Origin of the sequence: Streptomyces sp. NPDC004111 (assembly GCF_042874215.1) — a bacterium.
GTDB lineage: Bacteria > Actinomycetota > Actinomycetes > Streptomycetales > Streptomycetaceae > Streptomyces.
In genome coordinates, this window is the sequence record NZ_JBIAMU010000011.1 from 97,351 (window position 1) to 117,694 (window position 20,344).

17 protein-coding genes and 1 pseudogene are annotated in these 20,344 nt (G+C 73.7%); 10 read left to right on the forward strand and 8 right to left on the reverse strand.

The features are described 5' to 3' along the window. The first annotated feature begins 73 nt into the window (after window positions 1-73). The 4 genes from ACFYVL_RS22055 (at window position 74) to ACFYVL_RS22070 (ending at window position 4,873) form a co-directional block, all read left to right on the forward strand. A complete protein-coding gene (locus ACFYVL_RS22055) occupies window positions 74-1,414 on the forward strand; it encodes an extracellular solute-binding protein (RefSeq protein ID WP_389247301.1) in 1,341 nt (446 codons plus the stop codon). A gap of 30 nt (window positions 1,415-1,444) precedes the next feature. After that, window positions 1,445-2,476, forward strand: coding sequence for a carbohydrate ABC transporter permease (locus tag ACFYVL_RS22060; protein WP_389247303.1), 1,032 nt, complete (start codon window positions 1,445-1,447; stop codon window positions 2,474-2,476). Next, a complete protein-coding gene (locus ACFYVL_RS22065; RefSeq protein WP_389247306.1) occupies window positions 2,473-3,375 on the forward strand; it encodes a carbohydrate ABC transporter permease in 903 nt (300 codons plus the stop codon). Before ACFYVL_RS22060 ends, ACFYVL_RS22065 begins: the two co-directional genes overlap by 4 nt. 64 nt (window positions 3,376-3,439) lie before the next feature. Further along, window positions 3,440-4,873, forward strand: coding sequence for a GH1 family beta-glucosidase (locus ACFYVL_RS22070; protein WP_389247309.1), 1,434 nt, complete (start codon window positions 3,440-3,442; stop codon window positions 4,871-4,873). Window positions 4,874-4,876: 3 nt separating this feature from the next. Here ACFYVL_RS22070 and ACFYVL_RS22075 read toward each other — a convergent pair whose 3' ends face one another. Beyond that, the gene (locus tag ACFYVL_RS22075) at window positions 4,877-5,773 is read right to left on the reverse strand and encodes a hypothetical protein (RefSeq protein WP_389247312.1); all 897 of its coding nucleotides are present in this window, start codon (window positions 5,771-5,773) and stop codon (window positions 4,877-4,879) included. Window positions 5,774-5,943: 170 nt separating this feature from the next. Between ACFYVL_RS22075 and ACFYVL_RS22080 the strand changes: the two genes are divergently transcribed. Then, window positions 5,944-6,381 (forward strand): SRPBCC family protein, encoded by a 438-nt coding sequence (locus ACFYVL_RS22080; RefSeq protein ID WP_389247314.1) that lies wholly within the window; start codon window positions 5,944-5,946, stop codon window positions 6,379-6,381. Here the strand turns inward: ACFYVL_RS22080 and ACFYVL_RS22085 are convergent. The 4 genes from ACFYVL_RS22085 to ACFYVL_RS22100 all read right to left on the reverse strand — a co-directional run bounded on the left by ACFYVL_RS22085 (window position 6,371) and on the right by ACFYVL_RS22100 (window position 10,716). Then, window positions 6,371-7,312 carry an alpha/beta fold hydrolase gene (locus ACFYVL_RS22085; RefSeq protein ID WP_389247316.1) on the reverse strand — a complete coding sequence of 314 codons (942 nt, stop codon included), beginning with the start codon at window positions 7,310-7,312 and terminating at the stop codon, window positions 6,371-6,373. The two genes, ACFYVL_RS22080 and ACFYVL_RS22085, sit on opposite strands and share 11 nt — an antisense overlap. 122 nt (window positions 7,313-7,434) lie before the next feature. Further along, window positions 7,435-7,893 carry a VOC family protein gene (locus ACFYVL_RS22090; RefSeq protein ID WP_389247318.1) on the reverse strand — a complete coding sequence of 153 codons (459 nt, stop codon included), beginning with the start codon at window positions 7,891-7,893 and terminating at the stop codon, window positions 7,435-7,437. A 638-nt stretch (window positions 7,894-8,531) separates the two neighbouring features. After that, on the reverse strand, window positions 8,532-9,947 hold the full coding sequence (locus tag ACFYVL_RS22095; RefSeq protein WP_389247320.1) for an ATP-binding protein: 1,416 nt from the start codon (window positions 9,945-9,947) through the stop codon (window positions 8,532-8,534). A 70-nt stretch (window positions 9,948-10,017) separates the two neighbouring features. Next, complete coding sequence (locus ACFYVL_RS22100) at window positions 10,018-10,716, reverse strand: response regulator transcription factor (protein WP_389247323.1); 699 nt, start codon at window positions 10,714-10,716, stop codon at window positions 10,018-10,020. 133 nt (window positions 10,717-10,849) lie between these two features. Here ACFYVL_RS22100 and ACFYVL_RS22105 point away from each other — a divergent pair, with 133 nt between their 5' ends. Beyond that, complete coding sequence (locus tag ACFYVL_RS22105; protein WP_389247325.1) at window positions 10,850-11,386, forward strand: hypothetical protein; 537 nt, start codon at window positions 10,850-10,852, stop codon at window positions 11,384-11,386. A gap of 48 nt (window positions 11,387-11,434) precedes the next feature. On the opposite strand, the gene ACFYVL_RS22110 is transcribed toward ACFYVL_RS22105, so the two are convergent. Next, window positions 11,435-12,304: a spermidine synthase gene (locus ACFYVL_RS22110; RefSeq protein ID WP_389247674.1), complete on the reverse strand. Its 870-nt coding sequence runs from the start codon at window positions 12,302-12,304 to the stop codon at window positions 11,435-11,437. A 496-nt stretch (window positions 12,305-12,800) separates the two neighbouring features. Then, a pseudogene (locus ACFYVL_RS22115) lies at window positions 12,801-13,208 on the reverse strand (hypothetical protein); the annotation flags it as partial. Between the two features lie 367 nt (window positions 13,209-13,575). Here ACFYVL_RS22115 and ACFYVL_RS22120 point away from each other — a divergent pair. Further along, the gene (locus ACFYVL_RS22120; RefSeq protein WP_389247327.1) at window positions 13,576-15,027 is read left to right on the forward strand and encodes a tetratricopeptide repeat protein; all 1,452 of its coding nucleotides are present in this window, start codon (window positions 13,576-13,578) and stop codon (window positions 15,025-15,027) included. 95 nt (window positions 15,028-15,122) lie between these two features. Here the strand turns inward: ACFYVL_RS22120 and ACFYVL_RS22125 are convergent, their stop codons facing one another. Next, a complete protein-coding gene (locus tag ACFYVL_RS22125) occupies window positions 15,123-15,725 on the reverse strand; it encodes a histidine phosphatase family protein (RefSeq protein ID WP_389247329.1) in 603 nt (200 codons plus the stop codon). 173 nt (window positions 15,726-15,898) lie between these two features. Between ACFYVL_RS22125 and ACFYVL_RS22130 the strand changes: the two genes are divergently transcribed. The 3 genes from ACFYVL_RS22130 to ACFYVL_RS22140 all read left to right on the forward strand — a co-directional run bounded on the left by ACFYVL_RS22130 (window position 15,899) and on the right by ACFYVL_RS22140 (window position 20,221). Then, complete coding sequence (locus ACFYVL_RS22130) at window positions 15,899-17,044, forward strand: hypothetical protein (protein ID WP_389247331.1); 1,146 nt, start codon at window positions 15,899-15,901, stop codon at window positions 17,042-17,044. Window positions 17,045-17,258: 214 nt separating this feature from the next. Continuing rightward, the gene (locus ACFYVL_RS22135; protein WP_389247333.1) at window positions 17,259-18,875 is read left to right on the forward strand and encodes a hypothetical protein; all 1,617 of its coding nucleotides are present in this window, start codon (window positions 17,259-17,261) and stop codon (window positions 18,873-18,875) included. Further along, a complete protein-coding gene (locus tag ACFYVL_RS22140) occupies window positions 18,872-20,221 on the forward strand; it encodes an AAA family ATPase (RefSeq protein WP_389247335.1) in 1,350 nt (449 codons plus the stop codon). Before ACFYVL_RS22135 ends, ACFYVL_RS22140 begins: the two co-directional genes overlap by 4 nt. The last annotated feature ends 123 nt before the right edge of the window (window positions 20,222-20,344 follow it).

Here is a 20,344-nt window from a genome sequence, read left to right on the forward strand (position 1 = left end):
CGCGAACCTTCAACACATCACACATGGGAGCGCTCCCACCGTACCTGACCCATCGGGCTTCAGGAGGACCGCTATGCAGCTCTTCGCTTCACGCAGGACCGCAATCGCCCTTATCCCGGCCGTCGCTCTGCTGGGCGGTGCCATGCTCTCCGGCTGTGCCTCGGACGATCCGGGGCCCGGCAGCAGTGCGGGCACCGGCAGCAGCGCCGCCGGACAGAAGGGGAAGACCGTACTGAAGATCGGGGTCTTCGGTGCCTTCGGCATGAAGGAGGCCGGGCTCTTCGATCAGTACATGAAGGAAAACCCGAATGTCGTCATCGAGCAGAACTCGATCGAACGCAACGAGAACTACTACCCGCAGCTCCTCAATCACCTGACCAGCGGCAGCGGGCTGTCCGACATCCAGGCGGTCGAGGTGAACAACATCGCCGAGATCACCGCCACCCAGTCGGCCCGGCTGATGGACCTGGGGAAGACCGCCGGGGTGCAGAAGGACGCGTTCCTGCCGTGGAAGTGGGCGCAGGGGACGGCCAAGGACGGCCGGACGGTCGGGCTTGGCACCGACGTCGGCCCGATGGGCATCTGCTACCGCAAGGACCTCTTCCAGAAGGCCGGGCTGCCGGCCGACCGGGAGGCCGTCGGCAAGCTGTGGGCCGGGGACTGGAAGAAGTACCTGGAGGTCGGCAAGCAGTACCAGGCGAAGGCCCCCGGGGGCACGAAGTTCCTGGACTCGGCCTCCGGGCTGCTGGCCGCCGTGATGGGCGGCAACGAGAAGCGGTTCTACGACACCGACGGGAAGGTCGTCTACAAGACCAACCCGGTGGTGAAGGAGGCCTGGGACATCGCGGCGGAGTCCGCGACGGCCGGGCTGACCGCCAAGCACCAGCAGTTCCAGAAGGGCTGGGACCAGGGCTTCGCCAACGGCCAGTTCGCCACCGTGTCCTGCCCGCCGTGGATGCTCGGCTACATCCAGGACAAGGCGGGCGCGGCCGGCAAGGGCAAGTGGGACGTGGCGGCGGCGCCCAAGCCCTCCAACTGGGGTGGGGCGTTCCTGACCGTGCCCGAGGCGGGGAAGAACAAGGCGGAGGCCGCGAAACTGGCGGCCTGGCTGACCGCGCCCAAGCAGCAGGCCACCCTGTTCGCCAAGCGCGGCAGCTTCCCGAGCGCCCAGACGGCCTACAGCGACCCGGCGGTTTCCGGGGCGAAGCACGAGTACTTCGGTGGTGCCCCCATCGGGCAGATCTTCTCGCAGGCCGCGAAGGGGGTGCCGGTGCAGATCCTCGGGCCGAAGGACCTCGTCATCAACACCAACATGACGGACGTCGGGATGCTTCAGGTCGACCAGAAGGGCCGCTCCCCCGAGGATGGCTGGAACGCGGCGGTGAAGGCGATCGACAACGCACTGGACCAGTGAGCGGACGGGACGGATGGGGCGGATTCGCCGATGAGCAGTGTGAGCAGTGAGTCCGTCCCGGCCGCCTCCCCCGGCGACTCCGGTCGTCCGGGGGACGAGGCGGCCGGGAAACCGGCCCGGCGGGAGCGGGCCGGGTCCGTGTGGCGGACCCGGCGCCACCGCTGGGACACGAAATTCAGTCCGTACGCCTTCGTGGCGCCGTTCTTCGTCTTCTTCCTCGCCTTCGGGCTCTTCCCGCTGCTGTACACGGGGTGGGCCTCGCTCCACCAGGTGGAACTGACCGCGCCCACCGACATGAACTGGGTGGGCCTGCGGAACTTCAGCCGTCTGATGAGCGACGAGTTCTTCTGGAACGCGCTGCGCAACACCGTCACCATCGGGCTGCTGTCCACCGTTCCGCAGCTGCTCATCGCGCTCGGCATCGCGCATCTGCTCAACTTCAAGCTGCGCGGCTCCTCCTTCTTCCGGGTCGCGGCGCTCACTCCGTACGCGACCTCGGTGGCGGCGGCGACCCTCGTCTTCGTGCTCCTCTTCGGACGCGACTACGGGATGATCAACTGGGCGCTCGGGCTGGTCGGCGTGGACCCGGTGGACTGGCAGAACGGCACCTGGACCTCGCAGCTCGCGGTGTCCACGATCGTCATCTGGCGGTGGACCGGCTACAACGCGCTGATCTATCTGGCCGCCATGCAGGCCATCCCGCACGACCTGTACGAGTCGGCGGAGCTGGACGGGGCCTCGCGCTGGCAGCAGTTCCGGCACGTGACGATCCCCTCGCTGCGGCCGACGATCCTGTTCACGGTGGTCGTCTCGACGATCGGCGCGACGCAGCTGTTCGGCGAGCCGCTGCTGTTCAGCGGGAGCGCGGGGGCCACCGGCGGCTCGGAGCACCAGTTCCAGACGCTGGGTCTGTACCTGTACGAACAGGGGTGGGTGAACCTGCACCTGGGCCGGGCGTCGGCCATCGCCTGGACGATGTTCCTGATCCTGGTGCTGATCGGGCTGGTCAACTGGCTGATCTCGCGCCGGATGCGCCGAAACGAGGAGGGGCGGGGGCGATGAGCACTCTGACCGTACGAAAGCCCGCCACGGGCACGCCGGCTCCGCCGAAGGGCGGGCGCGGGGTGCGGCAGGCCGGGCGGCAGCGGCACGGCGGGCGCATCACGTACGCCATCCTGATCGTCTTCACCGTGGGTTCGCTCTTCCCGCTGGTGTGGACGGCGATCGCCGCGTCCCGCAACAACACCCGCCTCGCGCAGACCCCGCCGCCGTTCTGGTTCGGCGGCAACCTCTTCAAGAACCTGGGCATCGCCTGGACCGACGCCAACATGGGTGTGGCGCTGCTCAACACGACGGTGGTGGCCACGACGGTCGCGGCGGGCACGGTGCTCTTCTCGACCTTCGCCGGGTTCGCCTTCGCCAAGCTGCGGTTCCGGTTCAAGAACCTGCTGCTCCTGCTGGTGATCGGCACGATGATGGTGCCGCCGCAGCTCAGTGTCGTACCGCTGTACATGATGATCGCCAAGCTGTCGTGGACCGACCAGCTGCAGTCGGTGATCCTGCCGACGCTGGTGGGGGCCTTCGGGGTGTTCTTCATGCGCCAGTACCTGACGGAGGCGCTGCCCACCGAGCTGATCGAGGCGGCCCGGGTCGACGGGGCGAGCAGCGTGCGGATCATGTGGCACGTGGTCTTCCCGGCGGCGCGGCCCGCGATGGCGGTGCTCGGGATGCTGACCTTCGTCATGGCGTGGAACGACTTCTTCTGGCCCATCATCGCGCTCACCCAGAACGGCAACCCGACCGTGCAGGTCGCGCTGACCGGGCTCGGCCGGGGGTACATCCCCGACCAGTCCGTCATCATGGCGGGCGCGCTGCTGGGGACGCTGCCGCTGCTGATCGCCTTCGTGGTGTTCGGCAAGCAGATCGTCGGCGGGATCATGCAGGGTGCCGTCAAGGGCTGACCGCGCCCGCTTCACCTCCCCCCTTCACTTCTTCAACCACCTTTTCTCGACAGGGAGTTGAACCATGCCTTCTGCGAGCTTTCCGCCCGGTTTCCTGTGGGGCTCGGCGACCGCCGCCTACCAGATCGAGGGGGCGGCGCGCGAGGACGGGCGTACGCCGTCCATCTGGGACACCTTCAGTCACACCCCGGGCCGCACCGAGAACGGCGACACGGGCGACGTGGCCTGCGACCACTACCACCGGCGGGCCGAGGACGTCGCGCTGATGGCGGAGCTGAACCTGAGCGCGTACCGCTTCTCGGTGTCCTGGTCGCGGGTCCAGCCCACCGGCCGGGGCCCGGCCGTGCAGCGCGGCCTCGACTTCTACCGGGGGCTCGTCGACGACCTCCTGGACCGCGGGATCGCCCCCTCCCTCACCCTCTACCACTGGGACCTTCCCCAGGAACTGGAGGACGCGGGCGGCTGGCCGGCCCGGGACACGGCGTACCGGTTCGCCGAGTACGCGCAGCTGGTCGCCGAGGCGCTGGGCGACCGCGTGGAGATGTGGACGACCCTCAACGAGCCCTGGTGCACCGCCTTCCTGGGCTACGGCTCGGGGGTGCACGCCCCGGGGCGCACCGATCCGGTGGCCGTGCTGCGGGCCGCCCACCACCTCAACCTGGCGCACGGCCTGGGCACGCAGGCGCTGCGCGCGGCGCTGCCGGCGCGGGCCAGGATCGGCATCAGCCTCAACCCCAGCGCGGTCCGCCCGCTGACGCAGTCGGCCGCCGACGCGGACGCCGCCCGCCGGATCGACGCGCTCGCCAACCGGATCTTCTCGGGGCCGCTGCTGCACGGCGCGTACCCGCGGGACCTGCTGGCGGACACGGCGGAGCTGACGGACTGGTCGTTCGTCGAGCCGGGCGACGAGGCCACCGCCCACCAGCGCCTGGACATGCTGGGCATCAACTACTACACGCCCGCGGTGGTGTCGCACGCCGAGGACCCGGGGGCGCCGCGCTCGGACGGCCACGGGGCGAGCGAGCACTCCCCCTGGCCGGCCGCGGAGAGCGTCGCCTTCCACCAGCCGCCCGGCGAGCGGACGGCGATGGACTGGTCGATCGACCCGTCCGGCCTGTACGACCTGCTGGTGCGGTACGGGCGGGAGGCCCCGGACACGGCCCTGTACATCACCGAGAACGGGGCCGCCTACGACGACAAGCCGGGCGCGGACGGCGCGGTCCACGACCCGGAGCGGATCGCCTACCTGCACTCCCATCTGGCGGCGGTCCAGCGGGCGCTGGAGGTGGGCGCCGATGTGCGCGGCTACTTCCTGTGGTCGCTGCTGGACAACTTCGAGTGGGCGTACGGCTACGGCAAGCGGTTCGGCGCCGTGCACGTCGACTTCGACACCCAGGTGCGTACGCCGAAGTCGAGCGCGCGGTGGTACGCGGAGGTTGCGCGGACCGGGACGCTGCCCGAGCCGGCCGGGCTGCCCGAGCCGGCCGGCCAGGAGTAGCGGTCAGCCCTGCTGCTTGCCCTGCTGGGCCTGCTGTGCCGCCTTGGCCGTCATGTCGGCGGTCTCGGCGGCCGGCGGGGCCTCGGCGGTCACCTTCGTACCGAAGTCGGAGAGTTCGAAGACCGTCCGCGAAGTGATCTTCTTCGGGGTGGACGAGTCGGCGCCCTGGCCCTTGGGCGGGGTCATCGTCATGTCGACCTGCTGGCGGCGGATCCGGCCCTGGTCGTCGATCCAGAGGTCCATGGGGAGGGTCGGCCCGACGACCTTCCGCAGTTCGGCGCCGCCCTTGAGCTTGGCGACGTCCACCTTCACCTTGTAGTGGGTGGTGTTGGCGTCGCCGATCTTCTCGGTGCCGACCTTGTGGACGTCCTTGTCCATGACGCCGCGTGCGAAGGCGGTGTTCGCGGCCGGGTCGCCGGCGGACGGGTTGGTTCCGCCGGTCTGGGCGCCGAGCTTCCTGAGGTCCATCTTGATCCAGGGCTTCTTGCCGGGGACGCCCTCGCGGGCGCCCGGCGGGAGCTTCTGGTAGAGCACCTGGTCGACGACGCGCTGCTCGATCTTCTCGCCCTCGGCGCTGAGCGTCATCGTGCTGGTGCCGTTCTTCAGGTCGATGACGCCCTGGCCGTCCGCCGAGACGGTCTTGCCCTGGGTGGTGACCTGGGTGCGCAGCACCATCCTCGCGGTGCCGGCGTCCGTCGTCCGGTCGGACGCCGAGCGCACCGCAGCCGTACCGCCGTCGGCGGCGCCGGAACTTTGGCCCGCCCCGTTCGCCGCGCCGGACGACCCGGTGGAGCCCGGCTCCTTCCCGGTGCCGCTTCCGCAGGCGACGAGCGACGTGCAGGCGAGGGCTCCGGCCATGCCGAGAACGCCCGCCCGGACACCCTTGGCGGCATGTGTCATCCGTCGTGACATTTTGTGTCAACCCCTCCATGAGAATCCGTCATTTTCCCGATCCTGTGGAGTTGCCGTGTGCCCCAAGTGTTTCGGTTTACGCGGAGAATTCGATCGTCCTGTGCGGGTACTCGCCCCGGGTCAGCAGATCGCCGCAGCTCACAGGAGGTTCGCTCGCCATGTCGTCCTCGATAGTCGAGACCATCGATGTCCACGCCCCGGTGTCGGACAGCTGGGCCCTGTGGAGCGATGTGATGCAGTGGCCCACTTTCCTCTCCCACGTGGAACGGGTGGATCCGATCGATGCCCGGACCTTCTCGTGGTGGCTGTCGCTGCCGGGTGCGGACAAGGCGTTCACCGCGGAACTCACCGAGGTGGTCGCCGAGGACCGGATCGCCTGGCGGACCACCGCCGGGGTGAAGCACGCCGGGGTGGTCACCTTCCACCGGCTCAGCGACACCACGAGCCGGGTCGCGCTCCAGATCGAGTACGAGCCGCACGGCTTCGTGGAGCACCTCGGCGCGCTCACCAACCTCGACAAGGTGCTGGCCAACTACGACCTGGGCCAGTTCAAGCGCCTGGTGGAGGACACGGCGGCGCACCACCTCACGGCGTGAGGCGGTCCGCCGGCGGAAGGTCCCGTCCCGGGAGATGTCCCGGGAGGCCCGTCGCGGGGAGGTCCGTCGCGGGGAGGTCCGTCGCGAGGAAGTCCAGCAGCGCCCCGGCCAGTTCGGCCGGGGCGTCCTCCTGTACGAGGTGCCCGGCGCCCGGCAGCGGGGCGAAGGCTGCGCCGGGGATGCGGGCGGCGAGGGCCCGGCCGCGCTCGACGGGGATCCAGCTGTCGGCCTCGCCCCAGCAGACGAGGACGGGCACCGTGATCTCGCCGTACCGCCCCTCGATCTCGTCGGTCCAGCGCTGGTCGGACTGGGCGATCTGCCGGTAGAAGGCGGGCTGCCCGGCCGGGGTGAGCCAGGGGGCGGCGAGTTCGGCGGCGACGGAGGGGTGCAGGCCGGGGGCCGAGGCGGAGGCCAGGTACTCGCGCACCAGGGCCGCGTGCAGGTGGGGCGGCAACTGCGCGAAGACCTCGGGGTGTTCGCCCACCAGCCGGAAGAAGGGCGAGCCCCAGGGGGCCAGCGCCACCGGATCGACCAGGGCGAGCCTGCGGTAGCGGGCGCCGTGCAGGAGGTGGGCGCGCAGGGCGGTGGCCCCGCCGAAGTCGTGTGCGACGACGGCGGGTTCGGACGCGAGGCCCCAGTCCTCCCGCCAGTGGTCGAGGAGTTCGGCGAAGACCCGGCCCTGGGCGCCGAGCGAGACGTCCTGGCCCTCGTACATCGCCGACTGCCCGTAGCCGGGCATGTCCCACAGGTACACCTGGTGACCGCGCGCGGCGAGGGTGCGGGCGACGGCCCGCCAGACGTACGAGGAGAAGGGCGTCCCGTGCAGCAGGACCACCGGGGGCCCGGCGGGGTCGCCGACGCGGTTCCAGCGCACGGTGCCGGAGGAACCGGTGAAGGCGTACGGGAGGGGGTGGGTGGCGGGGGTGGTCATGGACGGGGCCTTCCTCGCTCGCGGGTACGGGGGTACTCGGCGGTGCCGCTCCTGCGGCGGGCCCCGAGGACTCCTGCCGCACGGCCGGCCCTGCTCTCTGCGCCTGCGCCTGCTCTCTGCTGCTACTGCACGCAGAACTCGTTGCCCTCCGGGTCGGCCAGGGTCACGTGGGTGCTGCCCGGCTCGGACACCCGGTTCAGCACCTTCGCGCCCAGACCCTCCAGCCGGGCCACTTCCGCGTCCCGGCGCTCGGGCCCGAAGTGCAGGTCGATGTGGAGCCGGTTCTTGCCCTGCTTGGCCTCCGGGACCAGCTGGAACAGCAGTCGGCGGCCGAGCCCGACGTCGGTGAACTTCTGCACGGGGTCCTCCGGGTGCCGCACCGCGGCGGCGTGCCGCCAGACCCGGCGCCCGTCCGGGGCGGTGAGCAGCAGGTCCTCGGTGATGGTGCCGGAGGAGAGCAGTTGCTCGCAGAGCGGGCCGTGGTCCTCGGTGACGTAGTCGAGGGCCTGCGCCCAGAAGGCGGCCTGGGCGTGCGGGTCGGCACAGTCGACGACGAGCTTCCAGGAGACGGGACTGGGCATGACGGCAACTCCAACTGGCTCGGTGCGCGGAAGGGTTGGCGCCGGGAGCGCCGTAACCAGTTATAGGGGTTACCGAGAAGCACGGCAAGGACTTTCACCGGAAGGAGAGAACGCGCCGGGCCCTCGGGGGCGGGGGCTTGACGGTACGGAGGCGGGCGGGGGCGACGCGGGAGCGTGGCGTGGGGCGGCCGGCCGGACGGGGCGTGGGGCGCTCCTGACCGGCCGAGGGCGCCGGGTGGGCGGAGCCCTGCCGGGCGGGGGCGCGGTGGAGCGGGGCACTCGGCGGGGCGGGGTTCGGCGTGGCGGACGCGGCGGGCGGGAGCGCACGGTGCGGCGGGGGCCGGCCCGGCGGACACGGCAGGCGGAAGCACACGCTGCGGCGGAGATCAGCCCGGCGGACACGGCAGGCGGGAGCACGCGCCGCGGCGGAGATCAGCCCGGCGAACACGGCAGGCGGAAGCACACGCTGCGGCGGAGATCAGCCCGGTGGGAGGGCGGGTCCGGCCCGGTGGGAGAGCGGGTCCGGGGGGGGGAATGCGGGGCCGGACCGGTGGGCGGTGGGCGGTGGGCGGTGGGCGGTGGGCGGTGGGCGGTGGGCGGTGGGCGGTGGGCGAGGGTTGCGCCCCCCGGGGGGGTGTTCAGAGGGAGGCGGTGGGGCGCTTCGGGGTGGGGCGGCGGCGTCGGACAACGCGGTGGCCCCGGCGTTCGCCGCGGCTCGTGCGGCCGCCGTGCAGGGCGAGCCAGATGCGGACCTCGGTGCCGCCGAGGACCGAGTGGCCGATCCGGACGTCGCCGCCGGTGGACTCCGCGACCCGGCGCACGATGTCCAGGCCCAGGCCCGTGGAGCCCGCGCGTTCCCCGTTGTTGCCGCGCGCCAGCGCTGCCCGGGGGTCGGCGATGCCGGGTCCGCCGTCGGAGACCAGGACGATGACGGCGTCCTTGCCGTTGTGGACGTCCAGCGAGAAGGGCGTGCCCTCGGGGGTGTGCCGGAAGATGTTGCCGAGCAGCGCGTCCAGGGCCGCCGCCAGGTCGGGCCGGGCGACCGGGATGCGTACCGGCCGGTCCACCCCGGCGAGCCGGACCTCGCGGCTCTCGTCCTCGGCCAGCGCCGACCAGAAGGCCATCCGGTCGCGGATGACCTCGGAGGCGTCGCAGCCCGCGGCCGGTCCCGGGGCGGGCTGGGTCTGCGGTCGCTGCTCACGGGCGGTGCGGATGATGGTGTCGACCTCGCGCTCCAGCTGTTCGACGGCCGCCCGGGTCTGGTCGGCGGCCGGCCCCTCCCCCAGCGAGGCGGCGTTCAGCCGCAGCACGGTGAGCGGGGTGCGCAGCCGGTGCGAGAGGTCGGCGGCCAGCTCGCGCTCGTTGGCGAGCAGCTGGATCACCTGGTCCGCCATGGAGTTGAAGGCGACCGCGGCGGACTTCAGCTCGGTGGGCCCCTCCTCGGGAACGCGCACGCCGAGCCTGCCCTTGCCCAGGTCCTGCGCCGCGCCGGCCAGCCGCTGGGCGGGCTGGACCATCCGTACGCCCAGCCGGTCGGCGACCGCGACCGAGCCGACGATCAGCGCGAGCCCCACGCCCGCCAGGACCAGCCAGGCGGTGGTGACGCCGTTGCTGACGTTCTCCTCGGGGATGAACACCTCGACGATCGCGATGCTGCCGCTGGCCAGGGCCGTCGGCTGGAGCAGTACGGAGCCGCCGGGCGCCTTCGCCGTGGAGGCGCGGCCGAGCCGCTGGGTGGCCGCGACGTCCTCGGCGGAGGCCCGCCGGGTGCCGATCTCCTGCGGCCGGCCGGCCGCTCCGGCCTCGTGACCGGCGGGAATGTGGATCGCCATCCGGCCCTTGCTGCCGGGCTCGGTGCTCGCCATCGCGCGCTCCAACTGCGCGCGGTCGGTGGTGATGGAGAGGGTGGGACCGATGGAGGCGGCCTGCCGCTCTGCGCCGGTGAACGCCCGGTCCCCCGCCATCTCCTTGACGACCAGGCCCAGCGGGACCGCGAAGGCCACCACGACCATCGCCGTGACGGCCAGGCAGACCTTGACCAGCGCCCACCTCATGCGGGCCGCCTCGCCGCGGGCCGCACCGTCACGGACCGCACCGTCACGGACCACCTCGTCGCGGACCGCTTCATCGCGGGCCGCCGGGCGGTTCGAGCTTCACTCCGACACCCCTCAGGGTGTGCAGATAGCGGGGGTTGGCGGCGGTTTCACCCAGTTTGCGACGGAGCCACGAGAGGTGCACGTCAATAGTCTGGTCGTCGCCGTAGCTCTGCTGCCAGACCTCGGCGAGGAGTTCCTTGCGCGGTACGACGACACCGGGGCGTCCGGCGAGGAAGGTGAGCAGGTCGAACTCACGGCGGGTCAGGTCGAGCCGTACGCCGTCCAGTTCCGCCTGCCTGCGCAGCGGGTCGATGGCCAGCCCGCCCACCCGGATCTCCCGGGGCGGCGGCTCGGCGCCCGCGGAGGCGCGCGAACGGCGCAGCACGGCCGCCATCCGGGCCGAGAGGTGCTCCACCGAGAAGGGCTTCGTGAGGTAGTCGTCCGCGCCGTCGTTGAGGAGCCGTACGATCTCGGCCTCGTCGTCCCGCGCGGTGGCGATGATCACCGGGACGTCGGTGATTCCGCGCAGCATCTTGAGCGCCTCCGACCCGTCCAGGTCGGGCAGACCGAGGTCGAGGATGACCACGTCGAAACGGAAATGGGCGACCTCGCGCAGCGCCTCCAGGGCAGTGCCGACGCTCCGCACGGTGTGGGAGGCCTCGGTCAGGTGCCGGATGAGGGCGGAGCGCACGAACTGGTCGTCCTCGACCACGAGCACACTTGCCATGGGGCGCACCGTACGCCATACGGCCCAGCGCCCTCTCCCGGGGCACCACCCGCACCTCACGCCCCTCCCGCCCCGCACCCCGCGCCCCGACCCCTCGGTGGCCCGGTGGTACGGGTGGTGCAGGATGTCGTGAATGCGACGAGGACTCATACATGCCGGGGCCTGGCTGCTCGCCACCGGCGCCGCGGTCACCCTGTCGTGGTGGGGCGTGCACACGGTGATGGCCGGGACGGTGTACGACCCGCCGCGCGCCCTGCCGATCCCCTCCGTTGTCGAGGAGCGCGGCGGCAGCACCGCCGGGCCCGCGAAGCCGCGGTCCTCCGCCACCCCCCGCCCGTCGCCGACCCCGACCGCGAAGAAGCCGACCACCCCGCCGCCCGCCTCCCGTCCCCCCGAGCCGCCCCCCACGCGCACCGCCGCTCCCCCGTCCCGCCCGGCCCAGGCCGGTGGCGACGTGAAGGCGGTCAGCACCGAGGCGGGCCGGGTGGTGTTCTCCATGGGCCGGGACTCGGCGAAGCTGCTGTCCGCGACGCCGGAGCCCGGGTGGGCGATGCAGGTGTGGAAGAACCCGGTGTGGATCCGGGTGGACTTCACGCAGGGCGGGGAGACGGTCTCGGTGTTCTGCACCTGGCACGACCACCCGCCGCTGATCGAGACCTCCACGTCCTGAGCGCCCGCCCGGCTCCCGGTCGCCGCCGGTGGTCCCGAGCGCGTCGCCTCACTTGAAGACGGAGGACGGCGGCAGGGGGGACGGCTGGGCGCTCGCGTCGGTCACGGGGCGCGCCCCGCCGGTGAAGTCGGCGAGTCCCCGGCCGTGTTCGACCCTGCCGGGGTGCGGGTCGGTGGCCACCCGCCGGGTCCACTCGGCCACCGGCAGGGGCTGTGCGGAGCCGAGGAGCACGGCGTTCCCGAACCGTTTGCCGCGCAGCACCGCGGGGTCGGCGGCCAGGGCCAGCTCGGGGAAGACGGCGGCGGCGGTGGCGATCTGGCCGCGCAGATGGGCGAGCGGCGGCCCGTCGGCGAGGTTCGCCGCGTAGTGCCCGCCCGGCGTGAGCACACGGCGTACGTCGTCGAGGAACTCGGTGCTGGTGAGGTGGGCCGGGGTGCGGGCCCCGCTGAACACGTCCGCGACGACCAGGTCCGCCCAGCCGTCGGGGAGTTTGCCGAGTCCCTCGCGGGCGTCGGTGCCGCGGACCCGGATGCGGGCGCCGGGGTCCAGCGGGAGGTGCTTGCGCACGAGTTGGGCGAGCGGTACGTCGATCTCGACGACCTGCTGGGTGGAGCGGGGCCGGGTGGCGGCGACGTACCGCGCCATCGTGAAGGCGCCGCCGCCGAGGTGCAGCACCTTGAGGGGCTGCTTGGCGGGTGCGATCAGGTCGATGACGTGTCCGAGCCTGCGCTGGTACGCGAAGTCGAGCCGGGCCGGGTCGAGGAGGTCGACGTGCGACTGGGGGGCACCGTCCAGGAGGAGGGTCCAGCCGTGCGGGCGGTCGCGGTCGGGTATCAGCTCTGCCAGCCCGCCGTCGACCTTCTCGACGACGGCCTCGGGGGCGGAGCGGCGGGGAGCGGGGGCGGGGGAACTCCCCACGCGGGTCTTCTTTGCCACGTGGCCAGTATCGGCCCACCGGGCCCGAGCGACGCGCCGGGCGGTGTCGGCCCGCTGTCCGGACCCTTCCGTGCGTCCCCCTTCGACCTGCGCGTCCCCCCTTACAGCCTGCGCGAACCGCCGACCGGACGACCGGACGGACGACCGCGGGGGCTGCCGGTGCGGCTCAGCGGCAGCGGTCCGCCGCCTCGATCAGGCGGGCCGCCTCGCCCAGCGCCCTGCGCAGAACTGCCGGGTCGGTGACGTGGTCCTGACCGGCGGGCGGCAGCAGCCAGCCGGTCCCGCTGACCGGCGGCTCGGGTACGTACGCGGCGGCGGTCTCCCGGCAGGGCAGGGCGGACGGGGCGGAGCCGTCGCACCCGCCGGGCCACCCCGCGAACGGGGCCTCCGGTGCCCGGTCCGCGGCGGCGGAGGCCGGCCCCCACGCCTCGCCGGGGGCCGGGGCCGACCCGGGGGCGAGCGGGAGGCCGGCGCCCGGCTCCTCCGCCGGGAGCGCGAAGGAGACACCGCGCCCCAGCGTCTGCGTACAGGCACTGCCCGGCAGGTCCCAGCCGTCCGCCGTGCCCGGCGGCACCAGGAAGCCCACCGTGTCGCACGGCTCGTCGTGCAGCACGGGGCCCACGGCGGCCGGCTGCGCGCCGTCCGGGCCGCTGGGGCCCGGCCACACCGAGGTGGCGGCGGCGCGGCGCAGGATGTCGACCGCCTCCAGGCCCTGCCGGGCCGGCACGGTCACCAGGTCGAGGGGCTCGGCGCCGTGCGGGTGGTCACGGTCCGGGGCGGGGCTGCACTCGGCGGTGGGCCGGTGGCGGGCCGTCGTCCGGGAGGCCGTGCCGGTGCAGGAGGCCCCGGCCGACGCGGACACGGAAGCGGATGTGGATGCGGTCATGGTCGCCGCTGCGGAGGAGGCCCGCGGCCCCGTCGTGGCCTGCGTACCCGGTGCGGACTCCTGCGAGCCGCTGGCTTCCGTGGTGTGCAGCCTGGCTGTCACCGTCTCCATGCCGGCCTCCAACAAGGGAACCTCCTCGTTCGGGAGGGAGCCGCACCCCCTCCGTTCCCTGTCAACGCGGCGAAGGCGTCAACGGCTACGGCAAAACGCCGCCGCAAAGGATGGCAGTTCATGGCAGATCGCGTATGAGATATCCGGTTTGTAGGCAAACTCCGCGTGGTGCTCCCGTCACAGCCGGTACGTTCGTGCCCCGTCCGGGGTGAGCGCAACCGCCCCGGCAGCACCATCCGCCAGAGAGGGCTTGGCCATGGCGTCGTCGTCCCCGAATCTTCGGCCGTCCGACCCGAACCACGTCTTCCGGTCATTGCGGGGACACCGCTCACCGGGGGAGTTCGCGGCCGCGGTGCGCCGAGCGGCCCGCGAGATCGGCGAGCAGGTGGCCTGCGACGCCCGGTACATCGGACGGGTGGAGGCGGGCGAGATCCGCTGCCCGAACTACGCGTACGAGCGCGTCTTCCTCCACATGTTCCCCGGCCTGACGCTGACGGACCTGGGCTTCACCGCCCGGGAGGCAGTACGCGGCAGGGGCGCGCGCGGGGGCCGCGGCGCGACCGCGGCGCACTCCGGTACGCCCGCCGGGGCACTCCCCGGCGGCGCGGCCGATCGAACCAAGTCCCATACCGACGAGGAGAGCGACGTGCTGCGTCGCGCATTCATGACGAGCGGCTCCGCCACCGTGGCGACCGCTGCCGCCCTCGGCGCCCTGGGGACCGTCGGCTCCCCGCGGGCCGCCGCGAGTCCGCGCGGCCGTACGGACGCCCTGGTCCCGCCGGGCGACAGCTCGCACTTCCGCCGTGTGGGGGCCGTCGAGGCCGCCGCGGTGGAGGGCGCGGTGCGGCAGATCAGACTGCTCGACGACCGGCACGGCGCCGACACCCTCTACCGGCACGCCGACAAGCCGCTCCAGGCCGCGTACGCGCTGCTCGACGCGGGGACGGTGCGCCGTACCGTCTCCGACCGGCTGCACTCGGGCGCCGGTGAACTGGCCCTCTCGGTGGGCTGGTTGGCGCACGACTCGGGCCGGTTCGACGAGGCCAGGTCGCACTACGCGGAGGCGCTGTCCACCGCCCGGGTGGCCGGGGACGCGGGCCTGGAGGCGCACGCCTTCTGCAACATGGCGTTCCTGGCCAGGGACGCGGGCCGGCCCCGCGAGGCGCTGCGGGCGGCACAGGCCGGACTGCGGGTGGCCGGCGGGCTCGGCTCGATGCGGCTGATGTCGCTGCTGACGCTGCGCGAGGCCGGCGGCTGGGCGGCGCTCGGCGACCGTACGGGCTGTGTCGAGGCGCTGGTGCGGGCCAAGTCGCTCTTCCAGTGCGGGGCCTGCGACGACGACCCGGAGTGGATGTCCTTCTTCGGGCCCGCCGAACTGGCCGCCCTGGAGGCGCAGTGCTGGTCGGCGCTGGGCGACTGGCGGCAGGCGGCCCGGTACGCGCACCGGGCGGCGGAGCTCCAGGACCCGCACTTCGCCCGCAACCTGGCGCTGTACAACGCGGAACTGGCCGACGACCTGGCGCGGGCGGGCGTGCCCGACGAGGCCGCCGCGGTCGGCCAGCGCGTCCTGGACCTGCTGGAGCAGGTGCAGTCGTCCCGGGTGCACACGATGCTCGCCGGGACGATCCGCACCCTGCTGCCGCACCGGCGTTCACCGGTGATCGGCGCTTTCCTGACCAGGCACGCGAACTCGGTCCGGCGGGCCTGAGACCGGTCCGCCGGGGCCCGTCGCGAGTACGCCGGGGTCCGTTGCCGGTACGCCGGTGTCCGCGGCCCGTGGTGCGGTGCGCGGGGTGGTGCGGGTCAGCTGCTCGCGTCGAGGTGGCCGGTGTCGTTCCAGCGCTCGACGGCCGGTTCGCCGTACGCCCAGCCGAGCACCGACAGCGAGGTCGGGTCCAGCCGGATGTGCGCGCCGAAGCCGATGCCCAGGCCCAGCCAGCGGGCGCCGAGCGAGCGCAGGACGTGGCCGTGGGCGAAGACCAGCACGTCGCGGTCGGCGGAGCGGGCCCACTCGATCACCCCGTCCACGCGCGCGGTGACGTCGGCGAGGGACTCGCCGTCCGGGGCCGCGTCCCGCCAGATCATCCAGCCCGGTTCGCGTTCCTGGATCTCGGCCGGGGTCAGGCCCTCGTACGCGCCGTAGTCCCACTCCATGAGCGCGTCCCAGTCCTGCGCGCGGTCGCCGAAGCCGGCCAGGTCGCAGGTCTCGCGGGCGCGGACCAGCGGGCTGGTGCGGACCTCGACGTCGGGCAGGCCCCGCCAGGGAGCGCGGTGCAGCCGTTCGCCCAGCACCTTCGCGCCGTGGCGGCCCTCGTCGAGCAGCGGAATGTCCGTCCGGCCGGTGTGTTTCCCGGACAGCGACCACTCCGTCTGACCGTGCCGGGCCAGCAGGATGCGGGGTGCCATGGCTTCTCTCCCTGGTGGGCCCGGTGAGGGGACCTGTGTTGAGCGACGGGGCGGTGATGCGGCGGTTTGCGGTGAAACAGCCGATTTGGTGACCAGTGTCTCTCCATCATCGCCCACCGGCGGAAACAGCGGATGCGGGGGTGTTGTCAGTGGCGGGTGCGAGACTTCCGAGGGTGAACGCATCACTGGGCAGCGGACCCGAATCCACACCTCCGCCCGTACGACCCGATGCGGCTGTTCCGGTACGGCAGCGGCTCGCCGAACTGCGCGGCCCCGCGGTCGCCCCGCACCCGCTGGACGCCCGTGCGCTGGCGGCCCTGGCGGCCAACCCGGGGTGCGAGCGGCGGACCCTGCTCGACGGGGCGGGGGTGAACAAGGCGGTCCTCGCGCAGGCGCTCGGCTCGCCCGCGCCCTTCGGCCAGTCCCAGTTCGCGTTCATGCGCGGCAACGCGTTCGAGGCGCGGGTGAAGTCCGACGGGGGTACGGAACTGCTGCGGCTGCTGGGCGTCGACGACCCGGCCGCCGCCGGGGCGCTCACCCCGGACGTCTCGGCGGCCGGCCCCGAGGGGCGCACGGCCCGTACCGCGCTCGCCCTCCGGGAGGCCACGGCGGCCAAGGCGTGGACCCTGCTCGACCACCCGATGCTGGCCCTGGAGGTGGCGGGCACCCCCGTCTATCTGGAGCCCGACGCGGTCGTGGTCCACCCGGACGGGCGCTGGACGGTCGTGGAGATCAAGTCCTTCCCGATGCTGGACGGTTCGGCCGACCCGTCGAAGGTGGGGGCGGCGGCCCGGCAGGCGGCGGTGTACGTGCTGGCGCTGGAGCGGGTGGCGGCGAAGGTGCCGGGGGCCGAGGTCAGGGACCGGGTGCTGCTGGTGTGCCCGAAGGACTTCTCCAACCTGCCGACCGGCTCGACGGTGGACGTGCGCAAGCAGTTGTCGGTGACGCGGCGGCAGTTGGGGCGGATGCGGCGGGTGGCGGAGCTGGCCGAGGCCCTGCCGGAGGGAACCACCTTCGACCCGTCGTGCGGGCCCGAGGAGCTGACCGCGGCGGTCTCCGCGGTGGACGCGGCGTACGCGCCCGAGTGCCTGGCCGCCTGCGAACTGGCCTTCCACTGCCGGGAGCAGTCGCGGGGCGCGGGCGCGGTGGAGGCGCTGGGGCGCAGTGTGCGGGGGGAGTTGGGGGGTCTGACGACGGTCGGTGCGGTGCTGGACGCGGCGGCGGGGCGGGCCGGGGACCCGGCGGACCCGACGGTGGCGGCGCTGCGGAGGGCGGCGGAGCTGCGGGCGGAGGCGCTGGCTTCGGCGGGCCGGGGGTGAGGGGGCGGGCCGCGTCCCGCGCGGGGCCGGGCGCGCGGGGCGGCCGGGAGGCCGCCGGGGCCGCTGCTTGGGCCGGGCGGGGCCGGGTTGTGCGGCTCCGCCGGGGGCCGCCCCCTTGCCCGCCCGTTCCGCCCCCGGGGGCGGCCCCGCCGCCCAAGGGGGCCGCCGTTTCTCTCCGCTCCGCCCTCGTCCTGAAAGGCCACGCACCTCCCCCATGTCGTTGATCAACACCCTCGCCCGGCTGGAAGCCACGCAGAGCGGACGGGCGCAGCCCCTTGCGACCGTCCGGCACCGGCACCTCTCCGACCGCCCCCTGGTCGTCGTCCCGCTGACGACCGCCGGTGAGGCGGGCGCGCCGCTCGGGGCCCTCGTCGGCACCGACCGCGACCGGCCGCGCCTGCTCACCGTGGGCCAGCCCCGCGACCGCGACCTGCGCTTCGCGTTCCTCGCCGAACTGGCCGAGGCGGTACTGCCGTACCTCGACTCCTACGCGGACGTCGTCGAGCCCGCCGAGCGCAACGAGACCGATCCCGAGACCGGCAAGCGCGTCAAGGTGGAGGTCGAACTCTGCGTGGACGCGCCGCAGTTGATCGTGCCGAGCCGGGCCGGGATCGAGTACCTGCGGCTGCTGGGCCGCTCCACCCGCTTCCGCCGCACCGCCGAGCAGGACCCCGACACCCCCTACCCGGCACCGCCCCACATCCCGCTGCTCGGCCGCTGGCTCACCCACTACGGCGAGCGCGCCCGGGTACCGGGGGCGTCGCTGCTGCTGGCCGCGACCGATCTGCTGGCCCGGCACTGGGCCACCGGACAGAGCAGCCTGGAGGACCTGCACCTGGGGGCGCTGCTGGCCTGGGTCGATCCGCCCGGGGACGAGAGCGGCGCCGAGGCGGCGGCCCGTGCCGAGACCGGCCGGGACGAGCGGGGCCAGTTGCTGTGCCCCCCGGCCGGGCCCGCCACCGACCCCGCCTTCGACAACGCGCTGCTGGCCCCGGCCATCGACGCCTACGACCTGGCCCGCCGGAACCTCGGCGCGGCCGAGGACGGCGAGAGCGCCGACGAGCGGCTCGGCGAACAGGCCGTCGCGGAGCGGCACATCCGCGAACTGCTGGCCACCCAGATGCTGCCGTCCTGGCACGCCACCTGGCGCGCGCTGGACCTGCTGCGCGGCCTGCCGGAGGGCGCCAGGGCCACCGAGCGCTGGAACCGGGACCGCTGGTCGTTCACCGGCCACCGGGACCGGGTCCGGGCGGGCGAGCCCCCGCAGCCCCGGCTGGACAACGCCGTCGGCGCGGCCCAGAAGCTGGCCTCGCGGGAGACCGAACAGGCCCGGCTGGAGGCGCAGGAGGCGCTCGACGACCCGCTGGTGATGGCGTCGCGGCGGCTCGCCGGGGAGGCGTTCACCAGCGAGGTCCTCGACGTGGAGATGGCCTGGACCGAGACGAAGCGGCCCAGTCCGCGCCCGCTGCTGACCGTCACCACCCGGGACCTCCCGCAGCTGGGCGGCGGCGAGGGCGCGGGCGAGGGGGTCAAGGTGTACCGGTCGCTGGAGGGGAAGACGCAGACGGCGGAGTTCGTACGGTGGACCGGCGGGGGCGCCCTGGTGCTGCGGCTGCTCAACGGGATGGGCCGGTCCAAGGAGCCCGCCGCGGGCACCGTGCCCGAGCGCGGCGACCGCATCTGCTGGACCCTCTTCGAGCACGAGCAGCGCGGCGGCCCGCAGCTCCCCGACCCGGAGGAGACCCCGTGGACCCACGGCGGTCCCCCGGACACCGACAGCGTCGACCAGATCGGCCCCGTACCGGCGGAGCACCCGGAGGACATCCTGTGAACCGCCCCGCCCCGTACGACGCGTCCGGCTTCGACCCGGGCGCCGAGGCGGCCCGCGCCACCGCCGCGATCCTGCACGACACCCTGCACGGCACCCACCGGGGCGTGGTGGTGGACTCCCCGCCCGGCGCGGGCAAGTCCACCCTGGTCGTGCGGGCCGCCCTCGAACTGGCTTCGGCCGGGCGCCCGTTGATGGTGGTGGCGCAGACCAACGCACAGGTGGACGACCTGGTGCTGCGGCTCGCCCACAAGCAGCCGGACCTGCCGGTGGGACGATTGCACAGCGCCGACTCCGACCCGTACGACAAGGCGCTGGACGACCTGCCGCAGGTGCGGAAGTCCGCGAAGGCGGCCGATCTGGCGGGGCTCGACGTGGTGATCTCGACGGCGGCGAAGTGGGCGCACGTCAAGGGGGTCGAGCCATGGCGGCACGCGATCGTCGACGAGGCGTACCAGATGCGCTCGGACGCGCTGCTGGCCGTGGCGAGCCTCTTCGAGCGGGCCCTGTTCGTGGGCGACCCGGGGCAGCTCGACCCGTTCTCGATCGTCGGCGCCGAGCAGTGGGCGGGGCTCTCCTACGATCCGTCGGCGAGCGCGGTCTCGACGCTGCTGGCGCACAATCCGGAGCTGCCGCAGCACCGGCTGCCGGTGTCCTGGCGGCTGCCGTCGTCGGCGGCGCCGCTGGTGTCGGACGCGTTCTACCCGTACACGCCGTTCCGCTCCGGTACGGGGCCCGGGGACCGGGGGCTGTCCTTCGGGGTGCCCTCCAGCGGGTCGGCCGCCGACCGGGTGCTGGACGAGGCGGCGCATTCGGGCTGGGGGCTGCTGGAGCTGCCCGCGCGGCACACCCCGCGCACCGACCCGGAGGCGGTGGCGGCGCTCGCCGAGGTCGTACGGCGGCTGCTGGAGCGGGGCGGGGTGGCGGTGAGCGAGAGCGCCGAGGAGCCGGTGCCGCTCACCGCGGACCGCGTCGCGGTCGGCACCGCGCACCGGGACCAGGCGGCGGCGGTCCGGGCGGCGCTCGCGGGGCTCGGCGTGAGCGGGGTCGCGGTGGACACCGCCAACCGGCTCCAGGGCCGGGAGTTCGACGTGACGGTGGTGCTGCATCCGCTGTCCGGGCGGCCGGACGCGACGGCGTTCCACCTGGAGACGGGGCGGTTGTGCGTGCTGGCCTCGCGCCACCGGCACGCGTGCGTCGTGGTGTGCCGGGAGGGGGTGGCGGAGCTGCTGGACGAGCACCCGTCGACGGAGCCGGTGCAGCTGGGGGTGACGGTGAAGTTCCCGGACGGCTGGGAGGCGAACCACTCGGTGCTGGAGCACCTGGCGGAGCACCGGGTACGGGTCTAGGCCGGGCGGGGCGCCGGCGGGCCGGGGCGGGGGCGCGTCGCCCGCCCCGGCGGGCTCCGCCGTCCCACAGAACGCGCACTTGCGCGGACCCGGACAATGGTGGGTGGCCTTCCGGACCGGGAA